17 protein-coding genes are annotated in these 24662 nt (G+C 60.6%); 5 read left to right on the top strand and 12 right to left on the bottom strand.

All coding sequences use genetic code 11. The features are described from left to right. Nucleotides 1-4: 4 nt before the first annotated feature. From PV407_RS05985 to PV407_RS06000, 4 genes are all read right to left on the bottom strand, one after another. Nucleotides 5-2188: a DNA topoisomerase III gene (locus tag PV407_RS05985; RefSeq protein WP_332088979.1), complete on the bottom strand. Its 2184-nt coding sequence runs from the start codon at nt 2186-2188 to the stop codon at nt 5-7. A gap of 212 nt (nt 2189-2400) precedes the next feature. Continuing rightward, complete coding sequence (locus PV407_RS05990) at nt 2401-3120, bottom strand: YebC/PmpR family DNA-binding transcriptional regulator (RefSeq protein ID WP_332088980.1); 720 nt, start codon at nt 3118-3120, stop codon at nt 2401-2403. A gap of 1019 nt (nt 3121-4139) precedes the next feature. Beyond that, the gene (locus tag PV407_RS05995) at nt 4140-4337 is read right to left on the bottom strand and encodes a cold shock domain-containing protein (RefSeq protein WP_332088981.1); all 198 of its coding nucleotides are present in this window, start codon (nt 4335-4337) and stop codon (nt 4140-4142) included. A 77-nt stretch (nt 4338-4414) separates the two neighbouring features. Further along, nucleotides 4415-5164: a class I SAM-dependent methyltransferase gene (locus tag PV407_RS06000; protein WP_332088982.1), complete on the bottom strand. Its 750-nt coding sequence runs from the start codon at nt 5162-5164 to the stop codon at nt 4415-4417. A 307-nt stretch (nt 5165-5471) separates the two neighbouring features. Between PV407_RS06000 and PV407_RS06005 the strand changes: the two genes are divergently transcribed. Beyond that, nucleotides 5472-5705, top strand: a complete 234-nt coding sequence (locus PV407_RS06005) for a hypothetical protein (RefSeq protein WP_332088983.1) — start codon at nt 5472-5474, stop codon at nt 5703-5705. Between the two features lie 474 nt (nt 5706-6179). Here PV407_RS06005 and PV407_RS06010 read toward each other — a convergent pair whose 3' ends face one another. Further along, nucleotides 6180-7514, bottom strand: a complete 1335-nt coding sequence (locus PV407_RS06010; RefSeq protein WP_332088984.1) for a hemolysin family protein — start codon at nt 7512-7514, stop codon at nt 6180-6182. A gap of 440 nt (nt 7515-7954) precedes the next feature. On the opposite strand from PV407_RS06010, the gene PV407_RS06015 reads away from it, so the two are divergent. From PV407_RS06015 to pepF (PV407_RS06025), 3 genes are all read left to right on the top strand, one after another. Beyond that, entirely contained in the window at nt 7955-8137 is a 183-nt protein-coding gene (locus PV407_RS06015; RefSeq protein WP_332088985.1) for a hypothetical protein, read from the top strand. A 192-nt stretch (nt 8138-8329) separates the two neighbouring features. Next, the gene (pepF, locus tag PV407_RS06020) at nt 8330-10120 is read left to right on the top strand and encodes an oligoendopeptidase F (RefSeq protein WP_332088986.1); all 1791 of its coding nucleotides are present in this window, start codon (nt 8330-8332) and stop codon (nt 10118-10120) included. A 98-nt stretch (nt 10121-10218) separates the two neighbouring features. Further along, nucleotides 10219-12009 carry an oligoendopeptidase F gene (pepF, locus tag PV407_RS06025; protein WP_332088987.1) on the top strand — a complete coding sequence of 597 codons (1791 nt, stop codon included), beginning with the start codon at nt 10219-10221 and terminating at the stop codon, nt 12007-12009. 725 nt (nt 12010-12734) lie between these two features. On the opposite strand, the gene nagA is transcribed toward pepF (PV407_RS06025), so the two are convergent. The 7 genes from nagA to PV407_RS06060 form a co-directional block, all read right to left on the bottom strand. Then, nucleotides 12735-13904 (bottom strand): N-acetylglucosamine-6-phosphate deacetylase, encoded by a 1170-nt coding sequence (nagA, locus tag PV407_RS06030; RefSeq protein ID WP_332088988.1) that lies wholly within the window; start codon nt 13902-13904, stop codon nt 12735-12737. 917 nt (nt 13905-14821) lie between these two features. After that, nucleotides 14822-16894, bottom strand: coding sequence for an iron ABC transporter permease (locus PV407_RS06035; protein WP_332088989.1), 2073 nt, complete (start codon nt 16892-16894; stop codon nt 14822-14824). Continuing rightward, a complete protein-coding gene (locus PV407_RS06040) occupies nt 16891-17922 on the bottom strand; it encodes an ABC transporter substrate-binding protein (protein WP_332088990.1) in 1032 nt (343 codons plus the stop codon). The genes PV407_RS06035 and PV407_RS06040 overlap by 4 nt, the downstream gene beginning before the upstream one ends. Before the next feature lie 38 nt (nt 17923-17960). Beyond that, nucleotides 17961-18854, bottom strand: a complete 894-nt coding sequence (locus PV407_RS06045; protein ID WP_332088991.1) for an ABC transporter ATP-binding protein — start codon at nt 18852-18854, stop codon at nt 17961-17963. Between the two features lie 196 nt (nt 18855-19050). Next, nucleotides 19051-20403, bottom strand: a complete 1353-nt coding sequence (locus PV407_RS06050) for an ABC transporter substrate-binding protein (protein WP_332088992.1) — start codon at nt 20401-20403, stop codon at nt 19051-19053. Between the two features lie 451 nt (nt 20404-20854). After that, nucleotides 20855-21892 carry a LacI family DNA-binding transcriptional regulator gene (locus tag PV407_RS06055; protein ID WP_332088993.1) on the bottom strand — a complete coding sequence of 346 codons (1038 nt, stop codon included), beginning with the start codon at nt 21890-21892 and terminating at the stop codon, nt 20855-20857. 246 nt (nt 21893-22138) lie between these two features. Next, nucleotides 22139-23194: an alpha/beta hydrolase family protein gene (locus PV407_RS06060; protein ID WP_332088994.1), complete on the bottom strand. Its 1056-nt coding sequence runs from the start codon at nt 23192-23194 to the stop codon at nt 22139-22141. A gap of 327 nt (nt 23195-23521) precedes the next feature. On the opposite strand from PV407_RS06060, the gene PV407_RS06065 reads away from it, so the two are divergent. Next, nucleotides 23522-24643, top strand: a complete 1122-nt coding sequence (locus tag PV407_RS06065) for an ABC transporter ATP-binding protein (protein WP_332088995.1) — start codon at nt 23522-23524, stop codon at nt 24641-24643. Nucleotides 24644-24662: the final 19 nt, after the last annotated feature.

Genomic DNA, 24662 nt, shown 5'->3' on the forward strand with positions numbered 1-24662 from the left:
TCGCTTACTTGTCGCCGCCGCGCTCCAGCGCCGCCTTCAGCGCATCGCCGAGGCTCGAGCCGAGCGACACGTTGTCGCTGTACTGGCGGGCGAGCTGCGCCTGCTGCTTGCGTCCGGCCCGGCCTCCGCCGCCGGGGCCGTCCTCCAGCTTCTCGACGACGTTGCACGGGCGGCATTGAAAATATTTCCCCGCCTTGCCGTCGTGAATTTCCATCCGCTTCCGGCACTGCGGGCACCGTCTGCCGGACAGCGCCGGCTCGGCGGCCCGCCGGTAGCCGCACTCCCGGCTCGGGCAGACGAGCATTTTGCCGCGCTTGCCGCTTACTTCCATCATCCGTTCGCCGCAATCCGGACATTTCGAATGGGTCAGGTTATGCGGCTTGTATTCCTTCGCGCTCGTCTTCACCTCGGCGACAAGGCTCGCCGCCCGCGCGCGAATGCCGGCCATGAACGCCTTCGGATCGCCTTTTCCTTGGGCGATGCGCTCCAGCTCCCGCTCCCATTCGGCGGTCAAATCGGGGGAGCGCAAATCTTCCGCGACGAGCTCGATCAGCTGCTTGCCTTTGCCGGTCGGCACGAGCCGGTTTTGCTGCCGCTCGATCGTATCCGTATGGAGCAGCTTCTCGATGACGTCGGCGCGCGTCGCCGGCGTGCCGAGGCCGCGCTTCTCCATGCCCGCGAGCAGCGACGCCTCGGTATGCCGGGCCGGCGGCTTCGTTTTATGCTCCTGGGCGCGGCAGTGTTTCGCCTCGAGCCGCCGGCCGCTCTCCAGCTCGGGCAGCGACTGCGACGGCAGCTTCGCCGACGCCCGGCCGCCGCCATCCTCCGCGGACTCCCGTCCGTCGTCCGCCTCGTCCTCGTCGTCGTCCGCCGCCTGAGCGCCTCCGTACAGCTCCTTCCAGCCGGCCTCCTTCTGCACGTAGCCCCGCGCATAAAAGCGGTCGTCCCCCGCGCGGATGACGAGCGACGTTTCGTCGTAAACGCTCGGTCCGTAAAACAGCGCGATAAACCGCCGCACGATCAAATCGTACAGCCGGCGCTCGTCCGCGCTCAAGGCGCCGAGCTGAACGTACTGCTCGGTCGGGATGATCGCGTGGTGGTCGGACACCTTCGAGTCGTCGACGATCCGCTTCGTGATCGCCAGCGGCTTCCGCAGCAGCGCGCGCGCCAGGCTGGCGTACGGCCCCGTCGCCACGCTTTCCAGCCTGCTTTTGAACGTAGGCGCCATGTCGGACGTCAAGTAGCGCGAATCGGTCCGCGGATACGTCACGAGCTTGTGCTGCTCGTACAAGCGCTGCAGCACGTTCGACGTCTGCTTCGCCGAGAAGCCGAGCCGCTTGTTCGCGTCCCGCTGCAGCTCGGTCAAATCGTAGGCGAGCGGATGCGGCTCGCTCCGCTCCGTCCGGCGAACGTGCTCCGCGACCGCCTCCTTGCCGCGAATGCGCGCGCAAATCGCTTCCGCTTCCGCCTGATCGTACAGCCGGCCGTCGTGCCGGTCGTCCTTCCGCCACATGGCGGTAAAGCCGCCGAAATCGGCCGTCACCGTCCAATACGGGACGGGCCGGAAGGCGGCGATTTCCCGCTCGCGCTCCATCACCATCGCCAGCGTCGGCGTTTGCACGCGTCCGGCGGCGAGCTGCGCGTTGTATTTGCTCGTCAGCGCCCGCGTCACGTTAAGCCCGATCAGCCAGTCCGCCTCCGCGCGGCACACGGCGGATTTATACAGCCTGTCGTAATCCCGACCCGGCTTCAGACGCTCGAATCCTTCGCGGATCGCCTTGTCCGTCTGCGACGAAATCCACAGACGCTTGAACGGCTTGTTCCAGCGGACGAGCTCCATGATCCAGCGGGCGACGAGCTCCCCTTCCCGGCCCGCGTCGGTCGCGATGATCAGCTCGCCGATGTCGGACCGTTTGCACAGCTGCGCGACCGCCTTATATTGATGCGATGTTTCCCGGATCACCTTCAGCTTCATCTCGCCCGGAACGATCGGCAAATCATCGAGCCGCCACGTTTTATAGCTCGGGTCGTAATCCTCCGGCTCCGCAAGCTCGACCAGATGGCCGAGCGCCCACGTCACGACGTGCTTCGGGCCTTCGAACCAGCTTTTTTGCTTCGCGGTCGCCCCGAGCACGCGGGCGATTTCTTTGGCCACGCTCGGCTTTTCGGCCAGCACGAGAGATTTCATGTTCGGTCTTCCCCTTCCTTGGTCCACGGCGCTTATCGAACCGTTACCCTGCTTCGTACTATCATAACACGCGGTCCGGTCGCGACGGAAACGTTCGCGCAGGACGACGGCCGTCCGGCCCGCAAAAAAACCCACCCGCGGCGCGAGGCCGAAGATGGGTTCTCCAAGGATCGTTCCGGCAAGCGGCATCGCCGCTCGCGCGATCCGGCGCTTTACTCGGTTTCGAAGTTGGCGTACACGTCCTGCACGTCGTCGTTGTCGTCGAAGCCTTCCATCATCCTCATCAGCTTGTCCGCGTTTTCGCCCTCGACCTTGACGTAATTTTGCGGCACCCAGCGGATCGAGGCGCTGTCGAACGTATAGCCGCCGCTCTCGAGCGCCGTTTTGACCGATTCGAACTCGTGGGGATGGGTTATGATCTCAAAGCTGTCCTCGCCGGCGATCACGTCCTCCGCTCCCGCCTCGAGCGCTTCCATCATGACCGTATCTTCGTCGAGCTCCCGGTCTTCGCGATCGATCGTCAGAACGCCCTTCTCGTCGAACATGTACGACACGCAGCCCGATTCGCCCATATTTCCGCCCCGTTTGTTGAAAATGGCCCGCACGTCGGCCGCCGTCCGGTTCCGGTTATCCGTCAAGCATTTTACCATAATGGCGACGCCGCCCGGTCCGTACCCTTCGTAAATGATTTCCTCGTATTCGACGTTGTCTCCTCCGCCGGTCGCCTTCTTGATCGCCCGCTCGATATTCTCGTTCGGCATATTGATCTGGCGCGCATTGGCGATCGCCGTCTTCAGCTTGAAATTGCCGTCCGGATTCGGACCGCCCTTCCTCGCTTCCATATAAATTTCCCGGGCCAGCTTGACGAACATGTTGTTTTTCGCCTGATCCAGCTTCCCTTTTTTCGCCGCGAAATTTTTAAACTTTGGCATAACGGTTAGCGCTCCTCGTACGTAATATGGCACCTAATAGTTTACCACCTCCGCCTCGGAACGGTCAAAATTTCGGCGCTGCGGGAAAATAAGGAAAACGTCTATCGACGTATATCGAGGATGAGCGCAAACCGTCGCCTTCGGAAACGTAACGGACGCCACGGCGCTTATTTCGCGAAAATCGGCCGTTTTCCGATCGTAACGGACACCACCTGCGCTTATTTGTACCAAACCGCTGTCAAAAGGGGGTTTTTCGCCAAATAACTGTGCCTGTGTCCGTTAGAAAAAAAAGATGCCGAAATGAGGCACATTAGCGGCCGCCATGTCCGTTAGACACTTAGGCCAGTCCCGCCGCGGCAGGAGGAAGCCCGTTCCAACTCCCGACGACGCGGGCGCAGGTCATACGAGCCGGTATCGCCGTGTCCCGCCGGCAGCGGGAAATCCGCTCCAACTCCCAACGACGCCGGCGCGGGACATACGAGCCGGTATCGCCGTGTCCCGCCGGCAGCGGGAATCCCGCTCCGGCTTAGGCGCTTAAACGAAGGTCGGGACGGACGGTCTTTTCCGTGCAAACCGAACCTCTTGGTTATGCCGAAACGGCAGCGGAGCGGGCAGCGAGATGGAAATGTTCCCGCTATTTTCGAACGTTTCCCGTTTCCGGGCAAAACAAAGGGAAAACGTCCCGCTAATTTCGTCCAAACCGCGCTTTTCGCCGAATCGACGCCATAATACCTGCAGCTTTTCCCGGTATTTCGATACGATGCCACTAGGAGAGCGAGTTAACGGGAGGTTTTCCCGTTCGTTCCTTTCCGGCAGCCCGGCAGGATTCGGATCCGTCGGACGTGGAACAAGAAGGCGCCACTTGCTGCATCCTTTAGCGTACATGTTCGGTCATCCGGACCGCGGGATCATTACCGACAAAAAAAACCGGGGCGCCGAACGCCTCTGGAGCGAGCGTGTCGGCACCCCGGCCGTTACCGAAGCTTCGTTTCGCTTTCGGTTATCGCCTTGGAATCGGGTTACATTTTATGAACGTTGGCGGCTTGCGGGCCGCGGTCTCCGTCTACTTTGTCGAACTCGACCTCTTGGCCTTCGTCGAGCGATTTGAAGCCTTCGCCTTGAATCGCCGAGAAATGAACGAACAAATCTTCTCCTTCATCCGAACGAATGAAGCCGTACCCTTTTTCCGCGTTGAACCATTTCACTGTACCTTTCAATCCGACTACCTCCAAGTATGCTGTTTAACGCCGCCGAGATGCGGCACGTCGCCTAGTATATGCCAATTCGGTTCGGTTTATTCCGCCGTCGCGTCCCCGGTTTTGCGGATGCGCAGCATGTCCGTCGAGCCCGGTATAAACGGCAGGCCGCTCTTTTCGAGCGAACAGGCCCCCCCGAGTCCTTCCACGAACGCGATCAGCTCGGGAAACTGCGGGTACGGCTCCCAGCCGAGCGACAGAAGCGGATAAACGCGCACTTCGCCTCCCGGACGGCAAACGCGCAGCAGCTCCGCCAAGGCGGCGCGATGAAACGCGTCGTCGAACTGCTCCCGATACAAAAACAAAAAATGACTGCACAGCACGAGCGCAAACGAATGATCCGCAAACGACAGCCGCGGCAGCATATCCGCCGTATAGCGCCCCCGCCCCGCATGCCGCTCGTAATCGCGAACGAACAGCTCCAGCGAACGGATGCGGCCGGCTTTGTGCGACGCGATGTCGCCGTAATAGCTCCAGTCGAAACGGTGCGCCAGCCGCTCCAGCTTCTCCGTCGACGCTTCGATCTCGGCGGCCCCTTCGGCCGCGATCTGCCCGGCCGTTAGCGCATATCTCGGATCGGCGCAGACGACGTCGATGCCCCGGCTCCGCGCTTCCGCGGCGAAAGACGATGCTCCGGCGGCCACGTCCAGTACGGGACCTCTCCCGAGCAGCGCTTCGTCCAGCCCGAACATTAACTCGTACTCGGCAAAGCCTCTGCACGTCATCGCCACTCCGACCTGATCGTAACGTTCCGTTTGCCCTTGCTTGCGTTCAATGTCCTTCTTCATCGATCTCCACTCTCCTCGGCTCTTCGAGCTTGACTCTTCTCGGCTCGGCTTTCCAATGCGCATACCCGGAACCTCGGGTATTGCTAGATTATAGGGGCAACCGGGAGGAAAATCAAGGGAGTTTTTTGAAGCAAAGCCGACGGCGCCGGACGTGCGGCCGAATCGCGAAAGCGGACGCAACGGCCGGGTCCGAACGGCTAAGCCGCCTTTTTCCCGTCGTCCCTCCGCCGCCGCGAAGCTATTGCTTTCCTCGTCCCGATACGCTATGATGCTACAAACGAACCTTTCAAGCGATTGGAGAACGGATATGATCAAAAAGATGCAAATTTACAAAAAAGATAAATGGAACATGATCAACGCCGAAGTGCACGGGTCGCGCATCGTCGTTCGCATCATTTCCGACCAATGGGGCGAAGACAATTTCGAATTTTTGAGCCGGCCGGCGCTCATGCAGTGGGCCGAAGAAACGTTCGCGAAGGACCGTTTCGACGGGTCGGAGGAAGACAGGCTGCACATTTTGGAGCAGTTCAAGGAAGTGTAAAACAATGGACAAGGAAGAAGAAACGCGGATCCGTCGGTTCGCGTTTTTTCTTTGCCACGGGTTGGATGCGAAACAGCGGAGCGCAGCCGGAACCGTAACGGACACCGCGGACCCCATTTGCGAAAAAATGCCGTTTTTCGACTCGTTAACGGACACTACTGCCTGATTTTCGCCGATTGCCGTTCAAAAAGAGGCTTTTCGTGAAATAAGGGCACCCGGTCCGTCGGAATCCGAAACGGGTCGACATCGACCGTTTAGCGGTCGCCATGTCCGTAAGAGCGTTCCGACCGCCCCGTCCCTGCCCTCGTCCCCACCTTCGTCCCGACCTTGCTCGCCCGTCCATGCACTGCTGCAATAACGGCAGGAAACCGGTCCGGTACGCTGCCGCATAAATAAAACCGAACGCGAAACCCCCGGGGACGCCGGACGGAAACCGCCGGCTCCGGGGGTTTTGTTAACGGCTGCCGCCCATGTTTACGACACTTCCTGGCGGAACGGCATGTCGGCCTGCTCCGGCACCTGCACGAGCAAACGCGAGACGCGCATATGATGCACTTCCTCGACCGTAAAGACGAAGCCGTCCGCCTCGACGCGCTGGTTCGGGCGAGGGGGCATTTCGACCTGCGCGTTCAGCCAGCCGCCGATCGTGTCGTAATCGTCGTTCGCGATGCCGGTTCCGAAAAAGCCGTTGATTTCCTCGATCAGCAGCAGGCCGTCCACGGAGTACGTATGCGGACCGCGCTGCTCGATTCTCGGCCGCTCCTCGTCGAATTCGTTGCGAATTTCGCCGACGAGCTCCTCCACGATGTCTTCCATCGTAACGAGACCGGACGTTCCGCCGTACTCGTCGATCAGGAGCGCCATCTCGGTCCGCTTTTTTTGCATCAGCCGAAGCAGCGTGCTGATCGGCATCGAATCGGGCACTTTCATGAGCGGGCGCGTAATCGCCGCAATGCCGTCGGTGCCGGCGTCGTGCTTGAACATTTCCTTAATATGCACGAAGCCGACGATGTTGTCTTTGTCGGGATCGCAGACCGGGTAGCGGGTATGCATTTGCTCGGTCGCGATGCGTTTGTTTTCCTCGTACGATTTGCCCGCGTACAAGCAAACCATTTCCGTGCGCGGAATCATAATTTCCCGCGAGCTCGTCTCGGAAAATTCGAACGCGTTGTCGACGAGACTAAGCTCGGTTTTGTCGATCAGCCCGTTTTCGTGGCTTTCCTTCACTAAAGTGCGGATTTCGTCCTCCGTATGAAACGGCATGGGGCCGGCCGCCTGCTGCACGCCGGACCGGGCCAGCAGCCAGGTCGACGTCCCGTTCAGCGCCCGGATGAACGGCGCCGTCGCCTTGTAAAACAGCGTCAGCGGCGCGGCGATCCACAGCGCGACCGGCTCCGGCCGAAGGATCGCGTACGTTTTCGGCACTTGTCCGCCGATCGTCATATGCAGCGAAACGACGAGCCCGAAGGCGACGGCGAAGGCGGCGGCGCGGATGACCGACTCCGGCAAGCCGAGCGGGAGCAAAACCGATTCGAGCAAGCGCGCGACGGCCGGCTCGCCGATCCAGCCGAGACCGATCGACGACAGCGTGACGCCGAACCGGCAAGCGGACAAATAGCCGTTCGCGTTCGCCATGATCGCCCCGGCGAGCCTCGCCCGCCTCCCCCCGCCTTGCGGCAAGCTTAAATCGGCTCGGCCGCCGCGCCTGCCCGCGATCGCGATTTCGGCCGCCGCGAAAAAACCGTTCGACAACACGAGCAGCGCAACGAGCGTTGCAGAGAGCCATATCGGTAACGGACCGCTTTCCAATGCGTTTCCCTCCGCTTCGGGTGGAAGCGAAAGGGACACCTCCCCGGCGTAATGAACTGAACGGCGCATCCCGCAACCGGCGCGGGCATTCCGTTTCTTCAAATGTATTCCGCCCTGCTTGTAACTTATGAGTGTGCGCGCGAAGGCATTGTGGCGAATTTTTATAAGTCGTCTTCCTTGATTGCGTCCGATGCGCTGCGCCCCGCGCGCACGGGCGGCAAAACGTGTTCTGCCCGTTCGCCGATCCCCATATAGTAGGAATGGCCCGCACGGCGCCGGCGCTTGATTTCCGCCGCAAAATTACGCCGCAAAAAGGATTTTGCGCTCGCTTGGAGAATAAGAGACGATAGAACCGTCGACCCGCACGGCGCTTTACGCGCGAACGGGCGGATTCGTTCGCAATCGTCGGTAAGGACTCCCGGCTCCGAGGTGACTGCAGATTGAACGATACCGGATCGATCGTATTGTTTACGATCCTCGCTTTTTCGCTCGCGCTCGTGCTCATCATGAAGAAAGATTCGATACCGCCGCAGCTGCGGCGAATGCTGGCGCTCGTCGCGATCGTGCTCGTCAGCTGTTCTTTTTTTCTGATCGCATTCAGCCTGCTTTACGCGGGCGACTAGCGGCGGCGGCGGCATCTCATAATCGCGGGGCGGATCGGCCATACTAGGAGGCGAATCTTTCGAACCGCAACGGAGGAACGCCAGATGAAGCTCAAACCGCTGCTAGCATCCGTTTGCCTCGCCACGATCGCCGCCGTCCCCGCCCATGCCATTCAAACGAACAGACCGCCGAAAATCGATAGGAGGGTACCTATGAGTCAATTGATGAAACGTTCCGAAGTTCCCGAGCAGTTCCGCTGGAAGCTGGAAGATATGTTCGCGGACCGGCAAGCGTGGGACAACGAATACGACGAGCTGAAAAAGCTGCTGGGAGAAATCGGCCGATTCGAAGGCAGGCTGAACGACGCCGAAACGATCCGGCAATGCTTCGCCCTCGAGGACGATATTTCGCTGCATATCGAACGTTTGTACGTATACGCCAACATGCGCCATCACGAAGATATGGCCGAGCCTACATACCAAGCGCTGTCCGAAAAGGCGAAAAAGCTGAACGTCGAAGTCGGCGAGGCGCTCTCTTTTATTACCCCGGAAATACTCGCCCTGCCGGACGAGAAGCTGCAATCGTTCGTAGCCGATCCGGCGCTCGCGAAATACAAAAAAACGCTCGAGGATATGCTGCGCCAAAAGCCGCACGTATTGTCGAAGCCGGAGGAAGCGCTGCTCGCCCAGGTCGGCAACCTGTCCCAGGCGCCGGACACGATTTTCGGCATGCTCAACAACGCGGACATGAAGTTTCCGAAGGTGAAAAACGACAAGGGCGAAGAAGCGGAGCTGACGCACGGCAGCTATATCCAATTTCTCGAAAGCCGCAATCGCGACGTGCGCAAAGGCGCCTTCGAGGCGATGTACGACACGTACGGGAAGCTGCGCAACACGTTCGCGGCTACGCTCGGCGCCAACGTGACGAAAAACATTTTTTATTCCAAAGCGAGAAAATATCCGTCCGCGCTCGAATCGTCGCTGTACGGCGATAAAATTCCGCTCGACGTTTACACGAACCTGATCGCGTCGATCCACGAAAGCTTGCCGCTGCTGCACCGGTACATGGAGCTGCGCAAAAAGCTGCTGAAGGTCGACGAACTGCATATGTACGACTTGTTCGCACCGCTCGTCGACGAGTACGACATGGACATCGCGTACGAGGAAGCGAAGAAGACGGTGCTCGAAAGCTTGAAGCCGCTCGGCGAGGAGTACTGCCGCATTTTGCGCGAAGGGTTCAACGGCGGCTGGATCGACGTTTACGAGAACGAGGGCAAGCGAAGCGGCGCTTATCAATGGGGCGCCTACGGCACCCATCCGTTCGTGCTGCTGAACCATAAGGACAATTTGAACAGCATGTTCACGCTGGCGCACGAGATGGGTCACGCGCTGCACTCGTATTTGTCCGACACGCATCAGGAGTACCGGACCGCGCAGTATACGATCTTTTTGGCCGAAGTCGCTTCGACGCTGAACGAAGCGCTGCTGATGGACCATTTGCTGAAGCATTCGACCGATCCGAAGCAAAAAATGTATCTGCTTACCTACTACGCCGATCAATTCCGCACGACCGTGTTCCGGCAAACGATGTTCGCGGAATTCGAAAAAATCGTCTACGACAAGGCGGAAAAGGGCGAATCGCTGACGCACCAAGATTTGTGCAAAATCTATTACGACTTGAACTTGAAATACCACGGCCCGTCGATGACCGTCGATAAAGCGATCGAGATGGAGTGGGCGCGCATTCCCCATTTTTACAACAGCTTCTACGTATTCAAATACGCAACCGGCTTCTCGGCGGCGACGAGCTTCGCGAAGCAAATATTGGAGGAGGGCGATCCGGCGGTCGACCGGTACCTCGGCTTCCTGCAAAGCGGCAGCAGCGACTACTCGATCGAAATCTTGAAGCGCGCCGGCGTCGACATGTCGTCGCCCGAGCCGGTCCGCCAAGCGATGAGCGTGTTCGAAAGCTTGATCGAGCAAATGGAAGAGCTGACGAAGTAACGATCGACGCGCGCGGCATTTTGCGCGCAGCATGACCGGTCCCCGGCTTCCGTCGGGGACCTTCGCGTCTGACCGACCGATAAAGGAGAGGAATGCGGATGAAGCAGTTGATGAAACGTTCCGAGGTGCCGGCCGAAGCCAAATGGCGTCTGGAACATTTGTTTGAAAATCAGCAGGCGTGGGACCGCGAGTACGACGAAGTGAAGCGGCGGCTTCCCGAAATGGGGCGTTTCGAAGGAAAGCTGACGGACGGAGAGGCGATCCGGCAATGCTTCGAGCTCGAGGACGAGCTGTCGCTGCTGACCGAGCGGCTGTACGTATACGCAAGCAACCGCCATCACGAAAATACGGCCGAGCCGGAATTCCAGGCGCTGCTCGACAAAGTGAAGAAGCTCAGCGTCGAAGTGAACGGGGCGATGTCCTTCATTACGCCGGAAATTTTGGCGCTGCCGGACGACCGGCTGCAGGCGCTGATCGACGACCCCGGCTTGGCCCGGTACAAAAAAACGCTGCAGGACATCGTCCGCGAAAAGCAGCACGTGCTGTCCAAGCCGGAGGAAGCGCTGCTCGCCCAGGTCGGCAACGTCGCGCAGGCGCCCGGCACCATTTTCGGCGTGCTGAACAACGCGGACTTGAAATTCCCGACCGTCAAGGACGAAAACGGCGACGACGTCGAGCTGACGCACGGCCGGTACATTCAGTTTTTGGAGAGCCGCGACCGCAGCGTGCGCAAAAGCGCCTTCGAGGCGATGTACGAGACGTACGGCAAGCTGCGCAATACGCTCGCCGCGACGCTTGGCGCCAATTTGACGAAAAACAGGTTTTACGCCAAGGCGAGGAAGTACCCGTCCGCCCTCGAAGCGTCGCTGTACGGCGATAAAATTCCGGTCGACGTCTACAACAACCTCATCTCGACGATTCACGAAAGCTTGCCGCTGCTGCACCGGTACATGGAGCTGCGCAAAAAGCTGCTGAACGTCGACGAGCTGCATATGTACGACTTGTTCGCGCCGCTCGTCGAGGAGTATAAAATGACCGTTACGTACGAGGAAGCGAAGAAGACGGTGCTGGACAGCGTGAAGCCGCTCGGCGCCGACTATTGCGCCATTATGGAGAAAGGGCTCGAGGGCGGCTGGATCGACGTTTACGAAAACGAGGGCAAACGCAGCGGCGCCTATTGCTCCGGCGCGTACGGCACGCATCCGTTCGTGCTGCTGAACCATAAAGACAATTTGAGCAGCATGTTTACGCTGACGCACGAGATGGGCCACGCGATCCATTCGTATTTGTCCGACGCGCATCAGGAATACCGGAGCGCGCAGTATACGATCTTTCTCGCCGAAGTCGCCTCGACGCTGAACGAAGCGCTGCTGATGGACTATTTGCTGCGCCGTTCGACCGATCCGCGGCAAAAAATGTACTTGCTCTGCCATTACGCCGACAAGTTCCGGACGACCGTTTTCCGGCAAACGATGTTCGCCGAGTTCGAGCAGCTCATTTACGCCAAGGCGGAAAAGGGCGAATCGCTGACCCATCAGGAGCTGTGCGGCATTTATTACGATTTGAACGTCCGCTACCACGGCCCGGCGATGACCGTGGACAAACCGATCGAGATGGAATGGGCGCGCATTCCGCATTTTTACCGGAGCTTTTACGTGTTCAAATACGCGACCGGCTTCTCCGCGGCGGCCAGCTTCGCGAAGCAAATTTTGTCCGAGGGCGAGCCGGCGGTCGACCGGTATCTCGGCTTCCTGAAAAGCGGCGGCAGCGACTACTCGATCGAAATTTTGAAGCGGGCCGGCGTCGACATGTCGTCGCCGGAGCCGATTCGCCAAGCGATGAGCGTGTTCGGCGACGTGATCGGGCAAATGGAGGAGCTGGCGAAGTAAACGGTCGGAAGGCCGAGGGACGCTAGAAGGAACAAGGGAGAGCAGCAAAGGAAAAGAAGCGAAATAAGATTGGGCAAGAACGGCGGACCGTGCATCCGAAACCGGCAGTGCCGCGTACGACTTGATCCGACGGATCGGGGCGAACGCGGGCTGCCGTTTTTTCTGCCGCGGCCGACAGAGTCCGGCTTTCGCGCACCGTATTCTAGTATCCGTTCCGTAGCACGCAGCCGGTCGTTAAAAACCCGAGTCCGCCTTCCTTCTCGCTGCGCTTCCGCTCACCCATTCTACATCCCGCGTCATGCTTCATCCCGGATCAACATGCCCCCCCGCACCGAATCAACCTCCAGTATCCGGCATCATGCATCCCATTTCCCGCATTCCGCCAACGCTATCCGGCATCCCAATGCCGCGCGCCCCCTGCATTCCGCATCGCCAATTACACATCCGCACCCTGGGTCCGCCCTCGTACCCGCTCCAGCATCATGCGTCCCCAACAGCGCACCCGCATCGGGCATTTTGCCGATAAGGAAAGTTGCTTTCCGGCAAAAAGAAGTGATGTTTGAGACTCCTTTATGATCGGCATTCGCGTCCGAAAGAAGAGCCTCGAAAGGCTGCTGCCAACCTTGGTCGCGAGGCAGTCATGCGAGGTTAAGATGCTCCTGGGGCTACCCGTACCGGCGAACGACGGCAGCGCAGCGGTATCGGACCGCGAAGCGCGCCGCAAGTCAGGCGTTGACGGGAAGCCCCGAGCGGTATACTTCCGCGCCCCGGACGTACGTGGCGATCAGCTCCAAGCCCGCCGTCAGCAGCACGAAATCGGCGTGCTTGCCCGGCGCGAGCGAGCCTTTCGTCCGGTCCAGCTTCGCCTGGCGGGCCGGGACGCTCGTCAGCGACGGAAGCAGCTTTTCGAGCGGGTAGCCGGTAAAGCGCATCGCGTTTTTGAGCGCCTGCAGCATCGTCAGCGAGCTGCCGGCAAGCGACGAGCCGTCCTTCAGCCTGATTTCGCCGCCGCTCACGACGACGTCGCCGTATTCCCCGTCCGGCAAGCCGGCGGGCGACACCGCGTCCGTGATGAGGCATACTTTGTCCGGCCCTTTCGTCTCGAACAGCAGCTTGACGACGGCGGGGTGCACGTGAATGCCGTCGCAAATCAGCTCCGTCGTCAGCTCGCCGAGCGCCAGCCCGGCGCCGGCCAGTCCCGGCTCCCGATGATGGAGCGGGCTCATGCCGTTGAAATGGTGCGTCGTATGCGTCAGCCCGGCTTGCACCGCCGCCTCGATCTCCCGCAGCGTCGCGTCCGAATGCCCGGCCGATACGGTGATGCCGCCCGCGGCCAGCCGAGACACCGCCGCCAGGCCGCCCTCCAGCTCGGGCGCCAGCGTGACGAGCCGCATATGGCCGCCGGCCGCTTCGACGAACGCATCGATTTCCTCGGGCTGCGGCAGCCGCAGATGCTCCTTGCTTTGCGCCCCCCGGCGCTTCTCGTTCAAGTACGGCCCTTCCAGGTGAATGCCGGCCAGCTCCGCGCCGGGCGTTCCGCCGACGCGCTCCGCCGCGCAGCGCAGCGCCCGCTCGATGCGGTCCGCCCGAGCCGTGGACGTCGTCGCCAAAAACGCCGTCGTCCCGTGCCGTGCATGAAACCGGCTCATGCCGTCAAGCGCCTCGGGCGATGCGTCCATCATCCCGTGCCCGTCTCCGCCATGGACATGGACGTCGATAAATCCGGGCAGCAGCAATGCGCCGCCGCAATCCCGCACCTGCGCATGCGCCGGCACCGGCAGCAGCTCGTCCCCGATCGCGCGAATCGTCCCTTGTCCGCTGACGATCATGCGCCCGTTGTCGATGACGCGATACCCCGTATACAGCTTCGCGTTCGTCCATATCGTTTCTCCCACGGCTTTCGTCCTCCTCGCTCCGTAAACGTACGGAGCCTTGTCTCTCACCCGTAATCATATCACGGCGCCACTTTTCCGTACACAGGAATCGGCGGGCGCCGAAACAAGAAAAACGGCTATCGACGTATTTCGGTGATGAGCGAAAACGGTCGGCTTCCGAAACGTAACGGACGCCACGGCGCTTATTTCGCGAAAATCGGCCGTTTTCCAATCGTAACGGACACCAGCGCGCTTTTTTGCTCCGAACCGCCGTCCAAGAGGGGGTTTTTCGCCAAATAGGTGCGCCTGTGTCCGTTACAAAAATAATAAGCCGAAAGGAGGCTCATTAGCGGCCGCCATGTCCGTTAGCACTTGGAACTCGGGGCCCGTCCCGCCGCCGCCCCATGAACGAGATGGAAATGCTCCCGCTATTTTCGGTCGTTTCCCGTTTCCCGGCAAAACAACGGTAAAACGTCCCGATAAACTCGTCCATGCCGCGCTTTTCGCCGATTCGGCGCCATTTTATCGGGAGCTTTTCCCGGTAATTCAAAACGACGCCAATTCGAGAGCGAGTTAACGGGAGGTTTTCCCGTTCGTTCGATAGTCGATATTCCAACCGCCCGGCAGGATCCCGACGACAACCCGAAAAGATACAAACTCTTTAATACCGCAAAAAGAAAGCCGCGATACGATACCGTACGCGGCTTTCTTTCGGAATGAATTCGCATTTATTGCGGCTGAGCTCTCAAATCGTCGTTCGTCTTGACGATTCTTCCAAAATGGCCTTTTCCTTTGTCCTTCTGTCCGAAAACCGGCATCGGTACCATCGGTCGCCCTCCTTTTTGCAGCGCTGCATCTGTTAAACAGTTCCAACTATACCGTCACCGGCCGTTTTGCGGAAGCCCCGCAATCGGTGAATTATGACACAAAAACCGCGTTCAGCTCCCGCCGCGCCTGCCGAAGCTTTTATACATGAGCGCGAGCAAATAGGGCGTCCCGATCAGCGCGACGACGAGGCCGGCGGGAATTTCCTTCGGCGCGATCGCCGTGCGGCCGATGACGTCGGCCAGCAGCAGCAGCAGCGCGCCGAGCGGCGCCGCCAGCGCGACGGCCTTCCGCTGGTGCTGGCCGACGAGCAGCCGGGCGGCGTGCGGCGCGAGCAGGCCGATGAAGCCGACCGTGCCGACGCACGACACGGCGACCGCCGCGAGCGCCACGCCGACGCCGGCCGCGACGATGCGCGTCCGCTGCAGCCTGAGGCCGAGACCGAGCGACACCGGGTCGCCGAAGGCGAGCAGATCGATGCGGCGGCCGAGCAGCCAGGCGAGCGGGACGAAGACGACGGTTGCCGCCGCCAGCCAGCGCAGCTCCTCCCAGCCGCGGCCGTACGTGCTTCCCGCGAGCCAGGCGAGCGCCGGCGCCGCCGCCATTTTCGACTGGATGACGAGAAAATGGATCGCCGCCGAGCCGATGGCGGAAACCGCGATTCCGACCAGCGTCAGCACCGTCGGATGGAGCGCCTTGCGCCAGGAAAGCGCATAGACGGCCGCGGCGGCAGCGACCGCTCCGGCGAAGGCGGTTGCCGGCAGCAGCGCCCCCGGCGCCTCGGGCCAGACGACGAGCAGCAGCAGCGCGCCGACGCCCGCGCCGGACGTCACGCCGATAACCGACGGATCGGCGAGCGGATTGCGCACCGCGCCCTGCAGCATGACGCCCGACACGGCCAGCCCGGCTCCGGCTAGCATCGCCACGGCCATGCGCGGCAGGCGCATCTCCATCATGATGCTGCGGTGCATCTCCTGCCCGCCGCCGGTCAGGACGGCGAGCACGTCGCGAACCGGAATGGCCAGCCCGCCGGAAGCGAGCCCGAATACGACGGCCGCGGCAAGCAGCAGGGCGATACCCGCGAGCAGGAGCGGGAACGGCACGCTCCGCAGGCGGAAGCCGACGCTCATCGAGCTGGACGCCTCCACGCTGCGCCGCTCCTTCGCGCCCCGGACGGCCAGCCAGATGAGCCACGGCGCCCCGATCAGCGCCGTGACCGCGCCGGCCGGCAGCTCGCCGATCGTGCTGCGGAACATCCGCGCGACCGTATCGGCCCCGATCAGCACGACGGCGCCCCATATCGCGCTCGCGGGGAGCAGCAGCCGGTGTCGGCGGAAGCCGAGCAGCCGGACGAGATGCGGCGCGATCAAGCCGACGAAGCCGATCGGGCCAACGACGCTGACGGTGACGCCGGCGAGCAAAATCGCCGCGGCGAGCGCGCACATCCGCGCCGCCCCGACCCGCTGCCCGAGCGACTTGGCCGTATCGTCGCCGAGCTCGAGCATGTCGAGCGTCCGGACGAACAGCAGCAGCACGGCCGAGCCGGCGGCGATCCAGGGCAAGGCGTGCCGGACGCCCTTCCAGTCGTTCTGGACGAGCGAGCCCGATCCCCACATAAACAAGCCGTTCGTTTCGTTTTCGAACAGCAATTGCAGCGCGCTCGTAAACGACGACAGCACCATCGTGACGATCATCCCGGCGAGCGCCATCCGCACCGGCGTTCCGCGCGGCCCGCCGGCCATCATGTAGGCGACGGCCGCCCCTCCGCAGCCGCCCAGCAGGGCGAGCGCGAGCGGCGCGGACGAAGCGAGCGCCGGCGCGAACACGACGGCGGCGACGACGACGAAGTAGGCGCCGGCGCTGACGCCGAACGTTCCCGCCGAGGCGAGCGGATTGCGCGTCACCGTCTGCAGCAGCGCGCCGGACACGGCCAGCGCGGCGCCGGCGAGCAAGCCCATGATCGCGCGCGGCAAGCGGATCGTGAGCACCGTGTTGTGCTCCAGGCTGCCGGCCGGCGACAGCAGCGCATCGACGACCGTTTTCGCGGTAATGTTCGCTTCCCCTTGCGTCAAGCTGACGAACAAAAGGACGACGAGCGCAAGCCCGCCGCCCCCGAAGACGAGTAAAGCGTTCCGGCCGGATCGGCCCCGGCCGGCGTATGCTGCGGTTACCGTAGGCGCGTTCATTTCGCGGTCAGCACGCTAACGGTTTTGTCCACGATTTTCGAAACGGACAGCGGGCCGCCGAACAGCCACATGTCGCCGCCGATGGCGTACGTCCGGTTTTCCTTCACGAAGGCGAGCCCTTTCCAGACGGAATTGTCTTTCAGCTGCTTCTCGAACACGTTGTCGTCGCTTTGCACGGCATAGATGAAGTTCGCGTTCTGTACGGCGGGCAGAGCCTCGACGGACGTCGTCGCAAAGCCTTGCGATTCGAACTTTTCCGGCTTGTAGGCGTTTTTCAGCCCCAGCTTGCCGTAAATTTGCGAGACGGCGGAATTTTCGGTCATCAGGCGGAACACGGCCGCATTTTGGTTGCTGTACGCCTGGGTCAGCACGAATTCCGCGCCTTCCTTGCCCGCCGCCTTCAGCTTCGCCCGGGCGTCCGCGTACAGCTTGTCGAGATCCCGGATCACCTTGTCGGCTTCGGCCGATTTGCCGACGATGTCGGCCATCAGCTTGAACGAGTCGAGCATGGCCGCGTACAAATCTTTCGACGCTTTCTCCGAATACGGGTCGAACACGATCGTCGGGGCGATCGCCTTCAGCTTGTCGTACGACGTTTTGGCGCGAATCGTCGTCGTGACGATGAGATCCGGCTTCAGGCTCATGATGACTTCCATGTTCGGCTCCTGGCGGGTGCCGACGTCGACGACGGTCGCGGCCGGTTCCGGCTTCGCGTTCACCCACTTTTTGTAGCCGGCGATATCGGCGAGGCCGACGGGCTGGATGCCGAGCGCCAGCAAGTTTTCGGCGTACGTCCATTCGAGAATGACGATCCGCGAAGGCGTGCCTTTAATTTCGGCCGTTCCCATCGCGTGCTCGATCGTTCTCGTCGCGGGCGCGGCCGTCCCCGGATTCGCGCCGGCGGGCGCCGCGCTTCCTTGCTTGCCGTCCGCCGGCGCGGAGGACGGGCTGCCGGAACTGGCGCCGCAGCCGGCCAGGATGAGCAGAAGCGCGACAAGCAGCGTGATCGGTTTTACAAGTTTGAACATGTCAGATCCCCTTTTTTCGTTTGCAAAATGAATGGCGGCTACATCGCGCCGACTTTCTCGTTCACGGCCCCGGATGCGGATGGGGAGGCGTTCGCGCTTTCCGGCTTGCGTCCGGCGCGAGGGGCGTCGTAGGCCGCCGGCTCGTCTTCCCCGGCCAAGCCGTAAGGCAGGCAGAGCGGCGCGCCCGTGCGCGGGTCGACGATGACGTCGGCGCGAATGCCGAATACGTCCTTCAGCATTTCGGGATGGACGACGTCGGCCGGAGCGCCCTCGTACACGACCTGTCCCTGCTTGATCGCCACGATGTGATGCGCGTACTGGGTCGCGTGGTTCAAGTCGTGAACGACCATGACGATCGTCCGCCCTTCCTCGCGGTTAAGCCGCTCGAGCAGCTTCAGCACCTCCAGCTGATGCGCCATGTCGAGAAACGTCGTCGGTTCGTCCAAAAACAAAATGTCCGTTCCTTGCGCGAGCGCCATCGCAATCCACGCCCGCTGACGCTGCCCTCCCGACATGTGCTCGATCGGACGGTCGGAAAAGCCCGTCATGCCGGTGACGTCCAGCGCCCAGGCGACCATGTCCTTGTCTTCCTTGCCAAGCGAGCCGAATCCCCGCTGGTGCGGAAACCGCCCGAACGAGACGAGCTCGCTCACCGTCAGCCCCTCCGGAGCTACCGGATTTTGCGGGAGAATGGCGAGCCGCTTCGCCACCTCTTTCGTCTGCATCTGATGAATCGACTTGCCGTCGAGAAAAACGCCGCCCTTCTGCGGCTTCATAATGCGGGCCATCGTTTTCAAAATCGTCGATTTTCCCGAACCGTTCGCCCCGACGAGCGCGCTTACCCGGCCTTCCGGCACCGACAAGTCCAACCGGTCCACGATCGTCTTGTCGCCGTATGCGATGTGCAGCTTCTCCGCGAACAAACGCGCCATTCGCTTACGCCCTCCCTGTCGCTCGCTCAAGCCGTCCGTACTCCGGCTTGTTATTGTTCAAATAGTGATAACGATTCTCAACTGACATAACAAATGATAATGGTTATCAATATCATTTGTCAATGCGATTTTTGCAAAAAAATACCGCTGCGCGAGACTTTATTTTCTCGCGGCAGCGGCCTTCCGTTCGCCGTCGTTATTTCGTTTTCGCTTCCAGCTCCTTGATCGCCTTGTCGCCGCCCTCGACCGCTTCGCGAAGCGCCGTGTTCACGTCCGATTTGTTCTGGACGATGTTTTCCAGCGCTTTGTACATGGCGGCTTCCGTCGCGGCCGACTGTCTCGACAGCATGACCGGGGAGGCGAATTTTTCCGGCAGCAGCGATTTGACGTTTTTGCCCTTCAGCACGTCCGTATCCTGCCCGATCACTTTCGCGATCTCCGGATTTTTGACGATCGGGGCGTAGCCTCTTCTCGCCTGAACCGTTTGGAATTCGTCCGTCGTCAAGTAGGAAATGATTTCGAACGCCTGCTCCTTGTATTTGGACGTTCCGGTTATGTAGTAGTAGGTCGGATACGTTTGCGTTCCGATGCCCATCTTGTCTTTGAACGACGGAAGTTGGACGACGTCCCAATTCATCTCTTTGAGTGCCGGGTTGACGTACCAGCCGCCCAAATCGGCGATCATCGCCGCGCTTTTTTCTTTGACGAACATGTCTCTCTGCTTGCCCAGGTTTTGCACCGTGCTGGCGTTGCCTTCGTTGCCCGGAATCGCGAAAAATCTCGCAAAGTTGTCGACCAGCCGCTTGAATCCGTCGCTTTCGAAATTCGGCTTGTTCGTTTGCGGATCGACGAACGGGACGGACAGCTGATTCAGCCGGAACATGTGCGGGAACGACATGAGGAAGCCGCGGTACTGCACGCCGCCCTCTTGCCGGGTCAGCTTTTTCGCCACGTCGTACAATTCGTCCCAAGTCATGCCTTCTTTCGGATACGGAACGCCGAACTTGTCGAAAATGTCTTTGTTGTAAAACAGCGCGAGCGTATTCGTATTGACCGGCAAGCCGTAAATGCCGCCGTTCGCGATTTTGTTCTGGAACTCGATCGACGTCGGCTCGAGCCGGCTCAAGTCGTACTTGTACGACTTGATCAGCCCGGAGATGTCGTATTCCAGACCGTGGGCGATCAAGCTGTCGACCGTCAGGCCGCTGGAGGCGAAAATGATGTCGATCGGCTCGCCGGCCGTAATCCGCTCGGTCATCGTTTTGTTGGAGTTTCCGATGTAATATTTGATTTTGACGTGCGGAAACTTTTCCATGATCGTCTTGCCGTATTCCTGCATAAACTGATCTTCGGTCATCGTGCTCATGCCGTTCACGATCGCGAGCTCGACCGGATCTTTGCGCGGGGCGGGCGCCGCCCCCGAATCTTTCGAATTGTCGGCGCCGCCTCCCGCGGCACCGCTTCCCCCCCCGTTTCCGCCGCCTCCGCAAGCGGCAAGCAGGGCGGAAATCGACAATACGGTCAAACTGGTCGCAACTTTGCGCTTCATGGACATGGACCCCCTCGGTTATCATTGGGCTTTTTGCAATTCGACGGCTCCGTTAACCGCTTCCAAAATACGTCCGGCGGCGCGTCGTCCGCGCCGTCTTGGCCTTCACGACTCGCTTGCTTCGCATGTTTATTCGCTCGTCCCGTCGGTTCGGCCGGCTGTTCGACCGTTCTCCGATTCGCCGTCTCGCCGGTTCGCCGGTTCGCCCGGCGTACGGTTCCGGATCGGCCGTTTCGCCTTGTTCGTCCGCCCCGGTACGCCGACCTCACCTCCTTTCCGAGATCGATTGAAACGTTTCAACACAACCAAAATGTTGTCCGGACCGCTGTCGGGACATAAAAAGACTGTACGAGCGTCCTCTATTAATGAAGCTATCTATTTGTTCGGTCGGCGGACGTTCGGGACGCCAACGGTCGCAAGCCGCGGCTGCCGGAGCCGGCGCTCGGACCGTTTATCGTTCCGTCGATTTGCGGGGAATGAGCGTAAGCGGAATGCTCACCGATTGCGCGATGGATTCCGCGCCGCTTTGTCCGGCTTCGTCCTCGTCCGCATCCCCCAGACTGCGCAGCATCATCCGTACGGCGGCTTCGGCCTGCATTTTATAATGATTTTGGATGCTCGTCATGCCGGGATAGCTCATGCGGCTCACGTACGTGTTGTTGATGCCGACGATTTTGACCTGCTCCGGAATCCGGTATCCCCGCTCGAGAAGCTTCGACATCAGGTTGAACGCGGTCAAATCGTCGAAGCCTAGCACGCCGACCGGACGATCCGCCTCGGCCAGCCGTCCGATCTCGTTCAGCCAGCCCGGGGTGCCCGTATCGAGCAGGGCGGATGCGACCGGCTCTCCGGCCAGCCGCCGCATGCCTTCCGCAAAGCCGATTCGCCGCTGCTCGTCGGTCGCCGCGGCTCTGCCGTTGCCCAAATACAAAATCGTGCGGCAGCCCTGCTCGAACAAATGAACGACCGCCTCGGCGCACGCCGTCACCACGTCCAGATTGACGCGACCGGCGGCGATGTCGTCCGGCCAGCCCCAGGCGTTGAACAGGACGATCGGCGTCCCTTCGTTAATGATTCTCCTCGCCGTATCGGGAGGCATCGCCAAGCCGTGGCAAAACAAGCCGTCGACCCGGCGCTGCAGCAGCAGCTCCAAATGTCTCCGGCCGAGCTCCGGTTTCTCCGGCGCGGAGAAAACGGACAGATGGTAGCCGCGCTCCAGCACGATTTGCTCGACCTCGCCGGCGAACTTGACGAAATATTCGTCGTAGCCCGGCAGCAGCATGCCCAGCTCGTACGTGCGCTGGCGGCTCAAGTTGGCGGCGATCGCATTGCGCCGGTAGCCGAGCTCGCGAATCGCCTCGTTCACTTTCAAAACGGTATCCTCCGCGAGCGGAACGTCGCGGCGGCGGTTCAACACGTTCGAAACGGTTCCGATCGAAACGCCGGCGTATTTGGCTACGTCCACGATCGTCGGACTTTTCCTTTTCATATGCAGCATTCCCCTGAAAACGTATTCATTGAAACGTTTCAATCATATCGCTTCGCCGCCGGTTTGTCAATCGTCAGCCGCCGTTTTCGCCGACCATCGGACGCGAAAAACCTCCGTTTCGCTTCCGCGCGTTCCCGTCGTCCGGACGAATGCGCATTTTTGCGAAACGGAGGCCGCAGCCGCCGGTTCTGAATTGCCCCGCCGCCGTGTAAAATGTAGTATGCGTTGTCCCGCCCCGCCCGCCGTTTACCGGACGACGGTCGCCCGACGGACTTGCGTTTCCCCGCCGAACGAAAGCGTATACACGCATTCCGTTTCGCAGAAGACGTCGAACGTGCCGGAAGCGAGATCGTAGCGCAGGTCGGCCACCTTGTCGAGCGAATCGAGCACGACGGAAAAATGCTTCGTGAACAAATACCCGCCGACCTTGAACGTTCCTTCGCCGGGAATGCGGACGGGCGTCCGGTGATCGAGCCGGTTGCGCTCGCTCTCCCGCCTCACGCGTTCCATCATCGCTTCGGTCGCATGGCCCCAATGATCCCGGGTGCCGACGCCGGGCAGCTCGTCATACCGGACGAGAGCGCTTTTGCCCGCTTCCGCCGCCCGATTCGCGTATCGCCTCGAATGGACGGACGGAACGCGAATATCCGTCTCGCCGTGGGCCAAGTACATCGGCGTCAGCAAATTGCCGACGAGCTCGAGGCCGCTTCGCGACCGGTACGCCGTCGGCATGTCGGCCGGGCTACCGCCGATCCAGACGTCCAGCTCGTCGCGGAATTCGCCCGTAACGTCCTGCTCGTACCAAAGGGCGTAATCGGATATGCCGCACAGCGCCGTACAGGCCGCGAAATAGTCCGGAAACTTGCCGACGATCGCCATCGCGTTGCCGCCGCCGCCGCTTCCCGCTTCGAAGTAGACGATGTCCGGGTCAACGATGTAATCCGCGTACGCTTTGCGGGCGTACTCGACGGCGTCGATGACGTCGTACAGCTCCCAGCCGTTGCAATCCGCCGCCCCGTCGGAAAAAATGCGGCCGCGCATGTCGACCTCGACCCGCAAGTAGTCGTTGCCCGGTTCGGGCTGCATCATGTTTTCGAATTTCGGGATGCTCATATGCCAGCCGTGCGTGCCGGCCACAATATACGACGGCCTGCTCGGCTTGACGATGCGGGCGGCCAGCATGACGCCCGGCGTACGGGTCGACTCGTAGTAGACGAAGTCGCAATAAGGCGAATACCGCGGTTCCTTTGTCGACTTTCGCCCGGTCGGCCGAATCTTGTCTTCATATTGCTCATACGGCATAGGATTCCCCTCCGTTTGGCTTCATTATCCATTATCATACACAGGCGGCGCGTCCGCCGGATCATTTGCGGCCAATCTTCACATGAAATTCATCGGGCGTTCCCGGAAGCCGCCCGAGGGCGGTCTCGGAAACGGTCTGTCGTCGCCGTATTCCGGGGATTTACTGAAAATTTACATGGAATCGGCCCTTTATTGCCGGTTTCCTCTCGAATTGTGTCGTTTTCTTCACACCAATTTCACAGCGCATTTTTTATAATAGAGTATATTGCCATGTAACCGCTTTCCGTAAGGCATCATCAAATTATGAATCGAGGGGGTAATCGGCTCATGTCCCGGATCTTGTTCAACCACGTTTACAAGCAATACGGTAAAGACAAGCAGAATGTCGTCAAAGACTTCAACCTGGAAATCGAAGACAAGGAGTTCGTCGTCTTCGTCGGTCCGTCCGGCTGCGGCAAATCGACCACGCTCCGCATGATTGCGGGCCTTGAAGACATCAGCAAGGGCGAGATTTACATCAACAACGTACTCGTCAACGAGCTTCCTCCGAAAGACCGCGACATCGCCATGGTGTTCCAAAACTACGCGCTGTACCCGAACATGTCCGTGTACGAAAACATCGCCTTCGGCCTGCGGCTGCGCAAAATGCCGAAGCACGAAATCGACATCGCCGTCAAACGGGCGGCGCGCGTGCTCGAAATCGAAGCGTATCTCGACCGCAAGCCGAAGCAGCTGTCCGGCGGTCAGCGCCAGCGGGTCGCACTCGGCCGCGCGATCGTGCGCAATCCGCAAGTGTTCCTGATGGACGAGCCGCTGTCGAACCTTGACGCCAAGCTGCGGGTGCAAATGCGCTCCGAGCTGATCCGGCTTCACAAGCAGCTCGAGGTTACGACCATCTACGTCACCCACGACCAGACCGAGGCGATGACGATGGCGAACCGGATCGTCGTCATGAAGGACGGCATCATCCAACAGGTCGACACGCCCGAAGAAATTTACAACAACCCCGCGAACACGTTCGTGGCCAGCTTTATCGGCTCGCCGCCGATGAACTTTATCGACGGAAGGCTCGAGGAGCACGGCGGCAAGCTCGAGTTCCATACGAACCGGTTCGCGCTCGAAATTCCCCAAGGCATCGCCAAAGCGCTGATCGCCAAACGGCTTGTCAACAAAGTCGTTACGCTCGGCATCCGTCCGGAAAACATCAGCGTCGACCAAATCGTGTTCGACGCGTTCCCGAACGCCGTCATCAACGGCATTCATAAATTCAACGAGCTCATGGGCGCGGACCGGTTCCTCCATCTCGACGTCGGCATTCCGAACCTGGTCGTCGTCCGCACGAGCCCTCGCAATTTCTACAACGACGAAATGAAAATTTCCGTAGCGGTAGACATGCATAAAGCGCTGTTCTTCGATCGGGATAGCGGCCAACGCCTGATCGATTCGTAAAAGAAGAAAGGAGGAGCTC

This window comes from Paenibacillus sp. GYB003, assembly GCF_036577625.1.
Classification (GTDB): domain Bacteria; phylum Bacillota; class Bacilli; order Paenibacillales; family NBRC-103111; genus Paenibacillus_AB.

Bases quoted from the DNA above. Each gene is read 5' to 3' on its own strand.
- PV407_RS05985 (WP_332088979.1), bottom strand. From the start codon at position 2,188: ATGAAATCTCTCGTGCTGGCCGAAAAGCCGAGCGTGGCCAAAGAAATC.
- PV407_RS05990 (WP_332088980.1), bottom strand. From the start codon at position 3,120: ATGCCAAAGTTTAAAAATTTCGCGGCGAAAAAAGGGAAGCTGGATCAG.
- PV407_RS06000 (WP_332088982.1), bottom strand. From the start codon at position 5,164: ATGAAGAAGGACATTGAACGCAAGCAAGGGCAAACGGAACGTTACGAT.
- PV407_RS06005 (WP_332088983.1), top strand. From the start codon at position 5,472: ATGATCAAAAAGATGCAAATTTACAAAAAAGATAAATGGAACATGATC.
- pepF (WP_332088986.1), top strand. From the start codon at position 8,330: ATGAGTCAATTGATGAAACGTTCCGAAGTTCCCGAGCAGTTCCGCTGG.
- pepF (WP_332088987.1), top strand. From the start codon at position 10,219: ATGAAGCAGTTGATGAAACGTTCCGAGGTGCCGGCCGAAGCCAAATGG.
- PV407_RS06035 (WP_332088989.1), bottom strand. From the start codon at position 16,894: ATGAACGCGCCTACGGTAACCGCAGCATACGCCGGCCGGGGCCGATCC.
- PV407_RS06040 (WP_332088990.1), bottom strand. From the start codon at position 17,922: ATGTTCAAACTTGTAAAACCGATCACGCTGCTTGTCGCGCTTCTGCTC.
- PV407_RS06045 (WP_332088991.1), bottom strand. From the start codon at position 18,854: ATGGCGCGTTTGTTCGCGGAGAAGCTGCACATCGCATACGGCGACAAG.
- PV407_RS06050 (WP_332088992.1), bottom strand. From the start codon at position 20,403: ATGAAGCGCAAAGTTGCGACCAGTTTGACCGTATTGTCGATTTCCGCC.
- PV407_RS06055 (WP_332088993.1), bottom strand. From the start codon at position 21,892: ATGAAAAGGAAAAGTCCGACGATCGTGGACGTAGCCAAATACGCCGGC.
- PV407_RS06060 (WP_332088994.1), bottom strand. From the start codon at position 23,194: ATGCCGTATGAGCAATATGAAGACAAGATTCGGCCGACCGGGCGAAAG.
- PV407_RS06065 (WP_332088995.1), top strand. From the start codon at position 23,522: ATGTCCCGGATCTTGTTCAACCACGTTTACAAGCAATACGGTAAAGAC.